The following is a 13,118-nucleotide window of genomic DNA, read 5'->3' as shown; positions in this document are numbered from 1 at the left end:
GCAGCTGACAAAGCGCGCATCCGGTACTCGAACGCCGCTCAATCGAGGCGCTCGGCAGGCTCGCCCTCATGCGGCTGGGCCGGGCCGCCTGCATCGGCGTTGCGCCAGTCCACGGCGCCGAGGCCGGTGTCCCCCAGCAACGTGAAGAACAGGCTGACCGTCTGCACCGACTGCCGCGTGGTGGCCAGGTCCGGGTAGTGCGCGTCGCGCTTCGAGGCCACGTACTTGAGCGCAAGCGCGCCGCGTCCATAAACCCGCAAGGTAAAGGTGGCGTCGCCGCGCAGGATGTTCTCCGCGCCGCGGTGCTCGGTGGATGCCACGCCGCTGACGTAGTACTCGCGCCCGGTCAATTCCACCTGCGCGCGATCGCCGAAGGTGAGCCGGCCGGAGAGCAGCGCCTGCGGCGTCAGGCCGTAATGGTAGTTACGCTCGCCGCTGCCGTGAATGGTCCCCGCCGCACCGTAGCCCATGCCGCCGAGCGCGGTGCCCTGCAGCGCCACCTTGCGCGAAAGCCATAGCTCGCCGGTCGTGCCGAGCGAGGCCGCCGTGCTGGAGACGCGGTAGATCTGCGGCGCGATGTAGTCGTAGCTGCCGTAAAGCCCCCAGATGCCCCGATAGTTGTCGCCGCTTTCGTAGCTGGTGCCGTAGAGCAGTCCCCGGATCAGGATGTTCTCGAACAGGTTGGCGCTGACCGCGCTGAATTCGAAGTTGAAGTAGTCGAACGGCCGGTCATAGGTATAGCCCGGCTTTCCCGGCAGCCCGTAGGAAAAGGAAAAGTCCCCCGCCGCCTGGGTACGCTTCAGCGTCTGTTGCGCGCTCGGTTCGTCCGGCGTCACATTTGCATTCAGGTTGATGTTGGAGCTCACGTCCGAATTCAGCGTCACGCCGAGGCTCAGGCGTGAGAAATACGCCGGATCGCGACTGGGGAAGATGGTGGAAAAGCGCTCACCGAACATCAGCCGGTTGAAGCCGGTCGAGGGCGACAGCGCCGCCGCGCCCAGTTCGCGCCAGATGCCCGGATGGCCGTCGCCGCCTTCCAGCAGCAGGTTGGCCATGCGGAACAGGGGTTCGCCGAGGAAGGAGCCGGCAAACGTGGTGGTGATCTGGTCGTTGATCGAGGGTGCGCCGGTCTCACCGGCCTCCTCCCACAGCAGGCTACCGGCGGCGGTGTAGCCCAGCGCCTCCCAGTAATTCAGGCCGGCCGAGCGCGCCAGGCCGTTATAGACCGAGCCGCCATAGGGATGCAGAAACTGGTTGGTGGCGAACGGGTCCGTGTCCACCACCCAGCCATGGCTGAAGTTGTGGCTGATGGTCGAAGGCGTGGTGCCGTACACGCTGCGGTCGATGAAGTTGCGATCGTACTGATTCAGCAGCAGCTCGTAGCTGATGATCTCGCCGAGCGGGATCAGGTAACTCTTGCCTTCGTCGGTTACCCAGGAGAGCCGCCGCACCGGCTTCGCATCGGGATCGGATGGCATGCCGGCGCCGTTGGCGGATATCACCGCGGCCGGCGCCTGCTCCTGCGCAAAGGCTTGCATCGGCAACAGAGCGAATCCCAGCAGGCCAAACGATAGCCGGGCAGAAATGCGGGCGCACCTGTATCCAGGCACCCAATCGCGCAAAGGCATGTACATTCCCTGTAGCCTCCAACGTCTTCCCACTGCGCGCCCCGACATCCTGTCGGGAAAATCGCGTCAAGACCGCACTGCAACAAATCAGGCTTCAACCTTTAGGCGCGAGTTGCGGCTAATAGTTCAGCCCGCTGGCGATCCGGGCAGGATCTGTGAGTCGATCGGAGAGCTATAGTGATGTCGCCTGGCACGGAGCCGGCAGCCCGTTTTTCCTGCCGGGTGCTTCATCGACACGGAGAAGATCATGCCCCCAATGTCAGCCTTCCAGCCGTCCCTTGTTGGTTGCACGAACGCTGTTCGCCGTTGCCACGCTCATGCTGCTCGCCAACTGTGGCGGCGGCTCAGGCGGTGATGCCGGCTCTTCTTCGAGCGGGGCGCACGACATTACTCCCTTCCTGTACAGGCAGGGAGTAATGAAGGGAAATTCAGATCCGGGACTTAATCAGAGGCTCCTTAAAGCCGGCGATCAATGATTGTGATCATGATCGTGATCGCAGTGCCCGTCATGGTCGCAACGATCGCGATCATGATCGTGGTGATCACGCTCGTCGCCGCGGGGCGGGCCGCCATCATGGCGGTCGGGCACGAAGATGCAGGCGGAAAGCGGCAGCATGGCCGCAAGCACCAGAACAGTGAGTTTCATCTGAGACTCCATTGATGGATGAGGCGCTGGCGCCGTACCTTACAAACTGCTTGCGCCGGGGTGGGTTCCTTCCGGAGCCAGCCCTATAGCCGCCGCACCACGAAAATGATCAGGACCACAATCAATATCGTTCCGAGAATTCCGCCGCCGAATAACATGTCGCTCTCCTTCGCGTGAGCCGCCTCGCCGGAAGGCGGGGGCACAGCTTCACCATCGCATTGTGGGCCGCCGGCGATCCCTGACGCTGTGCGATAACGAACACAGGGGGAAGTCGCACGAGCTGATTGAAGTCTGCGCGATGGAAGCGCGCCTCACCGCCGGGCAGGGGGTCGGCGAGGTGAAGGCCTATTTCGAAGAAGGCGCCGCCATCCTCGAAGCGATCATGGAAGAAGGGTGGAGGCGGTTCGGTACAGGAGTGGTTCGCTCCATCGGGCAGGCCCATCGACACATGGCTTCAGCTCCGCGCCAATCGACAGCCCGCGTTCCGCTCAACGCCCATTCAGCACATCGAGGAATTTCTGCTCGAACAAGGCTTCGTTGGCGGATGTGCCGTAACGCAGCGGCGCACCGTCCGGCGTCAGTTCGATCCGCCCGCTCGCGGTTCCACTTTGCACCACCGATACCTTGCCGGCGGTGTAGCTCACCACGCCCGCCTGCGTTGCCGCCACGGCCGCCAGCGGATCCCACCAGTAGGCGCTGCCTTCCAGCACACCCACCTGCACCACCGGGTTGTTGGCGATCGCCGCGACCAGCTTTGCCTCCGGCGTGGTCCGGTCCTGGCGCAGCGTCCTGGCGAAGGCCTCGGTCACTGGCACATAGTTGGTCGCATCCAGCGGCAGCAGCGAGATCGCCGGTCCCAGCGCGGCGAACACCGTTTGTGCGGCGGCCGGATCCGCCCAGATATTCAATTCCTGCGTATTGTCGTAGGCGGATGTGGTGGTGCAGCACAGATTGCCCGCCACATGGATGGTGCCGCCCATGATGTACAGCTGGCTCAGCGGCAGCGCCTGGCCGGGGACCGGCGCAAGGGCCGGCAATGCCGCCGCCAGGTCGGTCAACGGGCCGGTAGCCACCAGCACCGCGCGGCCCTGTGCCGCATTGACCATGCGTGCCATCAGTGCCGGCGCCGATTCGGTCGAATGCGCGGACGGCTGCAGGCAACCCGGCAACACGCTTTCCAGCACCAGCTCTACCGCCAGGCGCGTCTCGGGAGGAAAGGCATGTACACCCTTGGTCGTGCTGTCCGCCACCGGCACATTGCCCAGGCCGGATCGTTGCAGGATGCAGCGCGCATGGCGGATCGCACTGCCGGCGTAACCACTGCCGGCACCGGTCACCGTCACCGCCTTCAAATCGATCAGCCCTTTCTTGTGGGCGGCGGCGAGATAGGCGAGGGCGGCGGCATCGTCGAAGTCCATATCCGTATCGAAGATCACCGGCACCGGGCCGCTGCCAAGCTGTGCGGACACTTCCGGTGCAGCGAAGCCCGCCGAAAGTGCCGCTGCTCCGAACAGCAGCGCGCGCGTCCATCTTCCACCGGACTGATTCATCGTCGACGCCCTCTCCCTGAGCAGGAGATCAGCCTAGGCGCCCATGGCGCGCGGGGTAATCCCGCAGAGTGGGGGTATCGCCGGTCGGCCTACGGCGGCGCAGCGGTACGGCAGACCCGGCAGGCCGCCGAGGCCTAAGAGCCTGTAACAGAATGAATCGCACCTGCGTTGCAGTCCAAAATCGGGTCAGGCAAGGCGGAGGCCGCAGCCATGGTGATTCCATGGCTGGGGCTGACAACGATCGCCCGCGACACGGTGCCGCGTCAGCGTGGGTGCGGGAGCGGGCGGAGGCGGCCCCTCCCGCCCCCCCCTCGTTACGCTCGGGCACCGTGTCGGGGCCGCCCTGGCGCGATTTTGGGCGCAACCCTTCGGGACGGGGCCATTTTTGCGCATTGCTGCGCCGGCCAGAGCGCGCCATGGAATCACCATGCCGCACTCTGTCCGACTTGCACTGCGCAAAAATAGCCGCCGTCGCAGGCGCGATTCATTCTGTTACAGGCTCTTACTGCAGAAAATCCTCCGAGCGCCGCCGCAGGCCGTGGTCCACGCCCGGGCGTGGGCGGTAATGCGCATTGGCCAAAGCCGCCTTCTCGCTCAGCGACGCCGCCTGCAATTCGCCATCCGGACGGTTCAACCATTGATAGGCCGCTGCGCTCAGCGCCAATCCCAGCGCGCCGTGCCGCTCCATGCTCAACAGATCCCCGCTTTCCAGCATCTCATGCACCGCCACCCGCAGGTCCGAATCGCGCAGACCGGTAGCCGCCCAGCTGCACGCGATTTCCGGAAAGGGCAGGCAATCCCCCGCCTTGGCCTCGGCGTCCGCGAAGATCCGCAGCAGCGCCAGCCTCAAGGTTTGCGATGAAATGTGCATGACAACCACCCGTGTGCGTGCCGAACCAAGCTGTCCACGCTCATTATCCGTCGCTGCCGCGCCGCCAAGCTGTAGGGAAGACGTACTAAACGCGGTCCAAATCAACCGCAGGGCGACTACCACCTGCCATTCATCGCGATCCCCATCGAAGGACCTTGCCCATCCCGCTTCCGAAGTAACAGCACGCAGGGCGAGTTACGGTACGCGCCGTCTGCGTATCGCGCCTACATCGCCAGGTGAAACCGCACCCCGAAAATCGAAACCGGCCCGCGGTCCCGGTTGTAGGCCGGGTTGTCGACGAACTGGTAATCCACGCTGATCGCCAGGGCCTCGATCACCTGCACCGAGTAATACGTCTCCACGATCTTCTCCAGTCCGTAGTTCGGCAAGCGCCCGTCCCCGATCAGGATGCCCAGGCCGCCGGCGCCGAAGTAATTGCGCGCATCGCTGGAAAGCCCGTTCACCACGCCCGCCAGCCCCACCGTGTCCTTCGGCCGTTGCCAGCGTGTTCCCTTCAGTGACAGCCCCGCCGACACCGAGCGGTTGATCTCCGTGAACTCGAAAGCCTCCTTGCTGCCATCGTTGAGGCTGGCCCGCGCGAACAGTCCCAGGTCCGGCCCCAGCGCCTGCTCCAGGTTCAGCCCCACGCCGGGCCGCGAGCGGTACTGCCGCACCTGCGTCACATCCGGCGTGCCGCCCGTGGCTTGCGCCAGGCTCACCGCATCCGCGTAATCCGCCATCCGCCCGCGATTCAGATAGCCCAGCAGCTTCAGCTTCCCGGCCTGCCCCGCCAAGGTATGCCGCTCCTCCAGTTCCCCGATCAGGGCGAACTGGCTGAAATCCTGCTCCAGCTCGCGGCTGTTCGGCACCCGCGAAAGATCGAACAGCCCGGCCCGCAGCGTCCACCACGACTGCGCCCACTCCGCCGCCACGCCGTACGAATACCCCCAGGCGTCGGCCGCATAGTCGAACGCCCCCGCATCGATCAGCGACCAGTTCAGGAAATCCCCGCGCGGATCATGCGCATACTGGTTCGTGTCGAACACATCGCCCACCGAAAACTTCCCCAGCGTCAGCGTCAGGTTGACCGCCGTGTGCGTGTCGCCCAGCAGGTTCGCATCCGGCGCCACCGTCACCGCCTCTCCGCCCAGGTCGATCACCTGCCGGAAGAACGCCCGGTGCAGACGCAGGTAAGGCGCGTTCGCCCCCACCTTGTACGCCTCCCCGCTGGAAAACCCCGCCAGCCCCAGCGTATCGCTCAGCCCATAGCCCTGATCCACCTCCGGGTTCAGGTAAAAGCCCATGCCGCGCCACAGCCGCACCCCGGCGAACAGCGTCGCGTCCGTCGTCTCATCGTCATGGCTCTCGCCGGACAAACTGTTCGCCCCGCTGTAGGGCGAGCGGAAACCCGGGTGATACTGCGTCACATTCGTTGCCTGCCAATGCAGGCTCCAGCTCTCCGGCGGGGCAGGGACGTCGCCGGCCCATGCCGCGCCGGCAAGCTGCGCCCCGCACAGCGCAAAAACTCCGAGAGCAATGGAAATCCTCCGCCTCGGCACGCGGGTATCTTCAGTCGTCATGACGGACATTCTCGGTAGGACTGCGGCAGATCAAGAAGCGCCCGCCGGCGGCCGAGCCTGGTTCGAACTTCCATGTTCTCCAGACCCACACCGGCCGTGCGGCGCGCGGATTTTAATGCCATCAAACAGCAGAATGAAACCCGCGACTTTTACGGGCGCAATCCGGCTCAGCTGCAGCGGCCAGCCCTTGTCGCCGCCCGCTGCTGCGCGGCGCCAATTGATCCCGCAGGCAAAAAATCCAAGTTAGCGATTGATTAGCTCTCGATAATGGCAATCGACCCGATCCAGGAATCAACTGTCCCCGCGGCAATATTTCCGCGACACGGACCGGCATCCAGATGGGCGAGGCGAGGGAAGCCATGCGGCTTCCATCCACATCCGGTCAGCCAGGGCGCGATCCTTCCGATCGCCACGCCCTCGACCCGGACATCGCCGCCCTCAACCTCGAGCCCATCAGCTACCTCGTCGCCATGGAGCAACCCTGGTCCCTGGAAAAGCTGGACGCCATCGAGCTCGAATACCGCTGCTTCCTGCAACTCGTGCGCGACCGCCCGGACGAAAACATCGTCCCCAGCCGTGACTGCGACACCTACTGGCACGCTCACATCCTGGCGCTCGGCCTCTATCTCGAGCATAGCCAGCAGCTCTTCGGCGCCCCGCTGCTGCATTACCCCTTCTCCGGCCAGCTTGGCCCGGAGGACTTCGCACTCCAGCAGCAACGCTTCCGCAGATGCCGCCAGCTGCATACCGAGTTGATGACCCGGGTGCTCCGCACCCAAAACCGTGACACCACCGGAGAAGAGCATGAAACTGCACACACTGAAGTACCCCAATCGGGCCGACATGTTGGAGCTGCTCAAGGCGCGTGAGGAAGGCGGCTCGTCCGCCACGGCCACGTCCCGCACAGGCAGTGCGATAGGCGCCAGCCGGCCGGAAGCGCCGGTGTGCGCTTCGGTGCCGCCCAACGCGGCGCGCTGAAACGGCGAAAGGCGGGCGCCAGCGCGTCCGCCTTTCTTGAACAGCCCGCATGCGCCCCGGCTACCGGCTGGTGATCGCGGTAGCGCCGCCTCCTGCACCCAGCGTCGCGCGCAGCGGATCGAGCACCCAGGCGGGCGCTTTCTCCTGGGTGAGATGCGCCACCGCGCCCTCCAGCAGGGGCCGCCCCTCCGCCAGCTTCCCCTGCCGTATCAGGATCGTTCCCTTCAGCCCCGCAATCCGCTGCGCCCAGTCGATGGCGGGGTCGACCGAATTCAGCGGCACCGCCCGCAGCTTCACCAGCAGGTTGAAAGCCTCATCCTGCCGTCCCCGATCGGTCAGCGCCGAAGCCAGGTAAAAAGCCGCATCCTGCGTCAGCGCCGCCTCCTCGCCCAGCTTCGCCGCCAGCGCCGCGTGCACGGATTCCAGCATCGGCAAGGCTTCACCGGTCCGGCCCGAGAGATATTGGGAAATCGCCAGCTCGCTCGCCACCCCGAGCGTGGCCGGGGACTGCTCACCGACCGACTGGCGCATGATGGCATAAGCCCGCGTCTGCGCATCGATCGCCGCATCCCACTTTGCCGCATTCTGGTAGACCGTCCCCAAGTAGTTCCACACCAGGCCGGTAATGTAGTTGTCCTGCCCCAGCACCTGTTGCACCTGCCGCAGCGAATCCCTCAGCGCCACTTCCGCCTCGTCGAAGCGCGACAGGTTGCTCAGCGCCATCGCATATTGCACTTGCACCTTCTGCCAGTCCGTGATGCCGATGTTCTCCAGCGAGTACTTCGGCGCCCGTAAGCCCTTCAGCGCCGCGATCGCCTCATCGTTCCGGCCCAGGCGCACATAACACCAGGCCAGCGCCCCCCGGGTGCGCGCCAGCCAGACATCGTCCTCCGCCAGCGCCTGCGCGCGGATGCGCTCCGCCTCTTCGAAATGCGGCAGCGCCTGTTCCGGCTGCATTCTTATCGCGAGGTAATTGCCGCGCGACCACGCCGCCAGCAGGCTCAACCTGGAAGGCGTGTGCAGCCGCTCCCCGGCCGCCGCATCCGCGCGCGCCAGCGTTTCGCCGGCCTCGGCAAAGTGGCCTTCCATGCCCAGCGTACGCGCCAATGCATAGGCGCCCGTGAGAGCGTCGCCATCCGCGCCGGCCTTGCTGTCGGCAAGCCCGGCCACGCCACGTTTCTGGAATGTCTCCGCGCTGGCGTAATCGCTCAAGCCGAAATAAGCCTGGCCGATCGCCAAATCCACCGAAGCCTTCGTCGCCGGGTCATTGCCGAAGCGCCCCTCCAGTCGCCCGGCCGCGCGCGCCAGCAACTCCCGCACCGTCGGGTCGTGCTGCCCACCCGGCCCGCTGGTATCCGCCGCCCCCAGCAGATCGTCGTTCAGGAACTTGTTGATCGCTTCCGCCCGCGTACGCTGCGCCTCCGCCGTCAGGTAAGCCTGCCGGCTCTGCACATACAACCAGGAGCTCACCATCAAGCCGATCGCCATGCTCGCCAGCGCCGCGATCATCCACGGCAGCCGCGCCCGGGCCCGCTTCAAGGCCTCCTGCGCCTGCTGCGCCGCCTGCTCCAGCGCCCGCCGGCTCGCCAGCTCCGCCCGGCGCTCCGGTATCCGGCGCAGCGCGTTCGCCAGCTCGCCCACGCTGTTGAGCCGGTGGCTCGGGTTCCCGTCCGTCGCCGCCGCAATATCCTGCTGCAGCAGCTCGTCCGCCACCTCCCGCTGCCAGCCCGGCACCAGCGGCCGGCGCATATCGCCGACCACCAGCTGGTACAGCAGCAGCCCCAGCGCATACACATCGCTCTGGATCGTCGGCGTCTCGCCCCGCGCCAGCTCCGGCGCCAGGTAAAGCAGCGTGCCGGTCGTGGCCTCGCCCCCAAAACCCTGCGTCATCGTAAAGCCCAGCTGCGTGATGCCCAGATCCTTCAGCCGCCCCGGCTCCAGCAGCTGCCCGCTGCCGAAATCCGACAGCCGCACCTGCCAGCCATCGCCCCGCGCCGCCACCAGCACATTGTCCGGCTTCAGATCCTTGTGCAGCACACCCACGCCGTGCGCCGCCGACACCGCATCCGCAATCTGCAGGAACAGCGCGATCCGCGCCTCCAGGCCCAGGCCCCGCAGCCGGTTCCCCGCGTCCGCCCACATCCGCAGGTTTTCCCCTCCGTCCTCGCACTCCAGGAAGAAAGGCGCCTCCGCGAAATTCCAGTCGATCACCCGCACGATGTCCGGCCGCTCCCCCAGCGCATCGTGCAGCAGCCGGTACAGCGTCGCCTCCCGCTTCAGCGAGAGCAGATGATCCCCGGCCGGGCTGAACTTGTAGATCCGCACCTCGTCCGTCTTCGCATGCCGGGCCCGCCACACCTCGCTGTACTTCGTGCGGCTCAGCAGCTCCCGCAGCACGAAGTTCGGCCGCATCGGCACCGCCATCCCGGATTCCAGCGCCAGCCCGCTGCGCAGCGTGTGCCCCACCACCACCCGCTCCACCCGCCCCTCGAAGCGGTAACCCACGCGGGGCAGGTTCACGATCCGGCGGGCGTCCTTGCCCAGCGCATTGCGCAGCTTGGTCAAGGCCGTGCCGATCACATTGGTTTCAAGATCGCCCGTGTTCTGATACTTCCAGACCGATTGCAGGATCTCCTCGGAAGTCACCACCTCCCCCGGCGTGCGCAGCAGCATCGCCAACAGGGCCAGGGGCTTGGGCTGTATATCCACAGACGCGCCGCCCACCTGCAACTCGAAGCGCGCCTCGTCGAATTCCACATCGCCGAAGCGGTATCGGAAAAGGGTCCCCCCCTCAATCTGCACAGTCAGCAACCCCAGTTCCCATTTTCCAAACCCGCCTCGCCCTGGCCCAAGCCGCATCATCTTTAGACGTCGCTGCCGGTGTCCCCCACCCGCCACGGCGACCCTCGAATACAGGATTAGGATTCACCCCCGCCGGGTTTTGCGCAAATCCGCGGGTTTCCCGCAGCTGCCTCCGGTCGGCGAATAACCAATTCTTAACTTCGCCAAAAGCCATTGATATCAATCTGGTACATCAATATTCCGCCCGGATGCCGCCGCCGGATCCGCGGACTGTCACGGCCTCGCCATGCGGCCTGCTACGGCTCCGCCCGGCCGCATCGTATCGTCGCCCAGCCGGGTTCGCGCAGTGCGGCCCGGCTCAACACGGGTGCCATGGGCACGCAACACAAAACGCATGGGGCGTCGTCGCCACTCTCCATGACGCGGGAATGTTTATGAGTCGCATCATCGAGATGCTTGTCTATGGAATGATTGCCTGCGCGCAGCTCGCCGCGGCCGTAATCCTGCTCGACCACTTCACCCGCGCCGCTGCGCCCAAGCACGCCGCCCAGGCTGCGCTGCAGGTGCAGCCGCCGGGGCAGCCACCGGCCGCAGCCCTCATGCCCGTGGCGCCGCCTGCCGCCTCCGCGGAGCGTCTGCCGCCCACCCGTACCCAAAAGCCGACATCGCGCCGGCCCACCAATTCCCTGTAGTGCCAGGCCCGCTCGATTCGCAACGCCTGCCGATCGGCTGCCCGCCGCACCGCCGGCGCCGGCCCCATGCATTCCCTGCCGGGAGCAAGACATGACTGATCCCGTACTGCTTGAAAGCGCCGTGGCCGACTGGCTGTGGACCGAAGCAAAAGACCTGCTGGTCAGGCCCAAGGGCACCCGCTGGCCGGACTACGAGCTGCGCACGGCGCAAGGCGCCCTCCTGCTGCTGGAGGTCAGCGCCAGAGCGCCGGATGACATCGCCCTCCATCGCCTGACCCGCCGGCTCGGCGCCATCTCCGACCAGCGTGCCCGCTTCCTCCTCCTCACCCCCGAGGCGCCTACCGCGGGCGAGGCGAAGAGGTTCGAAAACGCACTCCGCCACGCGCCCATAAAGGCGCAATGGCTGGCCATCCAGGAGCTGCCCAAATTGCTCGGCAAGCCCTCGCCGGGCCCGTGGAACTCACCCGCCACCTGGTCCCAGCTCCAGGCCAACGCCCTGGTGCAAGGCATCGAGTCCTACAGGGAAGCGCCCATCGGCCCCGCGCCCTATGCCCCGCAGCCCCCGACCACCAGTTTCCAGAGCCTCGCCCGCCAGTTCTCCTACGAAACCATTGCCCGCCTTACCCACACCGCGCATGCCCCGCCGGTCGAGCTGGGCCTGGGCACCCGCCGCGAGAACGTCACCATCGTCCTCTCCGACATCGTCAACTTCTCCAGCATGGTCGCCGCCTCCCGCCCCGACGACCTGCAAGCCCTCATGGGCCAGTACTACCAGCGCGCCCGCCAGGCCGTGTTCGAACACGGCGGCATGCTCGACAAATTCATCGGCGATGCCGTGCTCGCCGTGTTCGGCTATCCGGAGCCCAGAGCCTCCGCGCCGGCCGACGCCATCCGCTTCGCCAACGCCCTCGTCGGCATCGGCCATGAAATCATGGAAGACTGGCAGTCCCAGCTCAACGCCGTCATCTCCACCGGCACCCGCGTCGGCATCGCCACCGGAGACATCTGGCCCATCAACATCGGCCAGCGCGCCGTTGAGATCACCCTGCTGGGCGACACCATCAACCTCGCCGCCCGCCTGGAAAAGAATTGCGAAGTCGACAAACTCCTCATCGACAACCGCACCCGCACCGCCGCCCTGCGCACCGATGCCGACTTCATCGCCGGCCTGTGCCTGCGGGATCTGGTGATCCCCGCACAGGATGTGAAAGGGCAGGCGTTTGCGGTGCGGGCGTGGAAGACATCTTAAAGGGCAGCGGGGGCAATAAAGCTGAGCTCCCGATTTTCTCAGCTTTTAATCCTATCCAATCAACTGTTCGGACGAGGGCTTCGGTGTTTTGCGTCGTGGTCTAGATGCTCGTGTCGGCTGCAAAGAAGGTGGCTTTGATGCAAGCGCCGACTCGATTAGTCGTTTTGCAAATAATTCCTTCAAAAGGAAATTAAAGCCCCGACTGCTAAACCAAAATCCAATGAGAGCGCTTCCTGAAATGATGGCAATGGAAGTGAACCGAACTTGATCCTCTGGCGAGGGTTTGCCATGAAGCCAATAGTTGACAATAAAGAGTAGCGACGCGCTTACGAATATAAATGCTCCGACCAGAGCAAAGCAGAAGAAAGCGAAAGCGAATGTAGCAACTAGCGATTGTCCAGTTCTGCTCTCCTGGAAGGAGTCGATGGTTCGGAGAATCTTGTGTGCCCAGTTCTGTCCCTTGGCTACGAAGCGTTTGTAGCTGTTGATTTCTGGATCAAAAACCAAGGCGTCGCCAGCTATCTTTCGTCGATACAGGTATAAAAAGACATCGTCCCTGCTCGTTAGAAAGCGAGATTCCGATATCGAAACTTCGATATCTAAAAAATCGCTGAGAATGGCTGCGAGATGTAGTTCGCTGAGCTTGTCGCTTTTACGTCCTGCTCCCACCAACTTTTCTGCTAGATCAGCCCATTTCTTGCTCCGAAACCAGCGATTGGAAGCAACATTTGAGGCCCGAAGAATTGTTCCGATGGGTATGTTCATTTGCCTTGGGCAATTTAATTATTGAGTCTTGCATAAATAGTTGAAGCACTACAGTGGCAGCTCAGCTTGGGTCCAAAAGGCAGTGACAAGGGTGGATCGTCGCTGCATGGACTGGAGCCTGCGGCGTGCATATCGGCTAAGTTGGCCCAGATTGGACGGACAGAAGTTGCCCAGCTCGCGATGTTTCAGATGTCCCCAGATGTATTCGACCGGGTTGAGCTCTGGCGCGTAGGCAGGCATGACTTCGAGTTGAATGGCGCCATTGAGGCTGTCCACGTACTGACGTACCAAGCGGCTCTTGTGCACTGGCAGGCCGTCCCAGACGATCAGCAATTTGCGCTTGATCTGGCGCCGGAG

At 64.6% G+C, this 13,118-nt stretch carries 12 protein-coding genes; 5 read left to right on the top strand and 7 right to left on the bottom strand.

Translation table 11 applies throughout. From position 1 onward, the window contains the following. Positions 1-38: 38 nt before the first annotated feature. Positions 39-1,538 (bottom strand): DUF3943 domain-containing protein, encoded by a 1,500-nt coding sequence (locus tag BP26_RS0119380; RefSeq protein ID WP_051749187.1) that lies wholly within the window; start codon positions 1,536-1,538, stop codon positions 39-41. A gap of 574 nt (positions 1,539-2,112) precedes the next feature. Here BP26_RS0119380 and BP26_RS29715 point away from each other — a divergent pair. After that, positions 2,113-2,289, top strand: coding sequence for a hypothetical protein (locus BP26_RS29715; protein WP_157572638.1), 177 nt, complete (start codon positions 2,113-2,115; stop codon positions 2,287-2,289). A 473-nt stretch (positions 2,290-2,762) separates the two neighbouring features. On the opposite strand, the gene BP26_RS0119365 is transcribed toward BP26_RS29715, so the two are convergent. The 3 genes from BP26_RS0119365 to BP26_RS0119355 form a co-directional block, all read right to left on the bottom strand. Further along, positions 2,763-3,824 (bottom strand): nucleoside hydrolase, encoded by a 1,062-nt coding sequence (locus BP26_RS0119365; RefSeq protein WP_084183247.1) that lies wholly within the window; start codon positions 3,822-3,824, stop codon positions 2,763-2,765. Positions 3,825-4,326: 502 nt separating this feature from the next. Continuing rightward, positions 4,327-4,695, bottom strand: a complete 369-nt coding sequence (locus BP26_RS0119360; protein WP_157572637.1) for a hypothetical protein — start codon at positions 4,693-4,695, stop codon at positions 4,327-4,329. Positions 4,696-4,919: 224 nt separating this feature from the next. Continuing rightward, complete coding sequence (locus BP26_RS0119355) at positions 4,920-6,275, bottom strand: carbohydrate porin (protein ID WP_029922211.1); 1,356 nt, start codon at positions 6,273-6,275, stop codon at positions 4,920-4,922. 72 nt (positions 6,276-6,347) lie between these two features. Between BP26_RS0119355 and BP26_RS29710 the strand changes: the two genes are divergently transcribed. After that, the gene (locus tag BP26_RS29710; RefSeq protein ID WP_157572636.1) at positions 6,348-6,533 is read left to right on the top strand and encodes a hypothetical protein; all 186 of its coding nucleotides are present in this window, start codon (positions 6,348-6,350) and stop codon (positions 6,531-6,533) included. A gap of 101 nt (positions 6,534-6,634) precedes the next feature. Beyond that, positions 6,635-7,144, top strand: a complete 510-nt coding sequence (locus BP26_RS29705) for a glycine-rich domain-containing protein (protein ID WP_157572635.1) — start codon at positions 6,635-6,637, stop codon at positions 7,142-7,144. A 169-nt stretch (positions 7,145-7,313) separates the two neighbouring features. On the opposite strand, the gene BP26_RS30935 is transcribed toward BP26_RS29705, so the two are convergent. After that, the gene (locus tag BP26_RS30935) at positions 7,314-10,115 is read right to left on the bottom strand and encodes a tetratricopeptide repeat protein (protein WP_084183246.1); all 2,802 of its coding nucleotides are present in this window, start codon (positions 10,113-10,115) and stop codon (positions 7,314-7,316) included. A 374-nt stretch (positions 10,116-10,489) separates the two neighbouring features. On the opposite strand from BP26_RS30935, the gene BP26_RS0119335 reads away from it, so the two are divergent. Together BP26_RS0119335 and BP26_RS0119330 are read left to right on the top strand one after the other, a co-directional pair. Continuing rightward, the gene (locus tag BP26_RS0119335; RefSeq protein WP_029922208.1) at positions 10,490-10,747 is read left to right on the top strand and encodes a hypothetical protein; all 258 of its coding nucleotides are present in this window, start codon (positions 10,490-10,492) and stop codon (positions 10,745-10,747) included. Positions 10,748-10,838: 91 nt separating this feature from the next. After that, entirely contained in the window at positions 10,839-11,996 is a 1,158-nt protein-coding gene (locus tag BP26_RS0119330) for an adenylate/guanylate cyclase domain-containing protein (RefSeq protein ID WP_029922207.1), read from the top strand. Positions 11,997-12,047: 51 nt separating this feature from the next. Here the strand turns inward: BP26_RS0119330 and BP26_RS29695 are convergent, their stop codons facing one another. Beyond that, positions 12,048-12,761, bottom strand: a complete 714-nt coding sequence (locus BP26_RS29695) for a hypothetical protein (protein ID WP_157572633.1) — start codon at positions 12,759-12,761, stop codon at positions 12,048-12,050. A 48-nt stretch (positions 12,762-12,809) separates the two neighbouring features. Then, on the bottom strand, positions 12,810-13,118 hold a 309-nt coding region (locus tag BP26_RS28815; RefSeq protein WP_084183244.1), incomplete at its 5' end, for a transposase.

This window comes from Nevskia soli DSM 19509, from assembly GCF_000711955.1.
Classification (GTDB): domain Bacteria; phylum Pseudomonadota; class Gammaproteobacteria; order Nevskiales; family Nevskiaceae; genus Nevskia; species Nevskia soli.
The sequence above is the reverse complement of the archived record's forward strand: the minus strand, read 5'-3'. Positions and strand labels throughout refer to the sequence as shown.

Bases quoted from the DNA above. Each gene is read 5' to 3' on its own strand.
- BP26_RS30935 (WP_084183246.1), bottom strand. From the start codon at position 10,115: ATGATGCGGCTTGGGCCAGGGCGAGGCGGGTTTGGAAAATGGGAACTG.
- BP26_RS0119365 (WP_084183247.1), bottom strand. From the start codon at position 3,824: ATGAATCAGTCCGGTGGAAGATGGACGCGCGCGCTGCTGTTCGGAGCA.
- BP26_RS0119380 (WP_051749187.1), bottom strand. From the start codon at position 1,538: ATGCAAGCCTTTGCGCAGGAGCAGGCGCCGGCCGCGGTGATATCCGCC.
- BP26_RS29695 (WP_157572633.1), bottom strand. From the start codon at position 12,761: ATGAACATACCCATCGGAACAATTCTTCGGGCCTCAAATGTTGCTTCC.
- BP26_RS0119355 (WP_029922211.1), bottom strand. From the start codon at position 6,275: ATGACGACTGAAGATACCCGCGTGCCGAGGCGGAGGATTTCCATTGCT.
- BP26_RS29715 (WP_157572638.1), top strand. From the start codon at position 2,113: ATGATCGTGATCGCAGTGCCCGTCATGGTCGCAACGATCGCGATCATG.
- BP26_RS0119330 (WP_029922207.1), top strand. From the start codon at position 10,839: ATGACTGATCCCGTACTGCTTGAAAGCGCCGTGGCCGACTGGCTGTGG.
- BP26_RS0119360 (WP_157572637.1), bottom strand. From the start codon at position 4,695: ATGCACATTTCATCGCAAACCTTGAGGCTGGCGCTGCTGCGGATCTTC.
- BP26_RS29705 (WP_157572635.1), top strand. From the start codon at position 6,635: ATGCGGCTTCCATCCACATCCGGTCAGCCAGGGCGCGATCCTTCCGAT.
- BP26_RS29710 (WP_157572636.1), top strand. From the start codon at position 6,348: ATGTTCTCCAGACCCACACCGGCCGTGCGGCGCGCGGATTTTAATGCC.
- BP26_RS0119335 (WP_029922208.1), top strand. From the start codon at position 10,490: ATGAGTCGCATCATCGAGATGCTTGTCTATGGAATGATTGCCTGCGCG.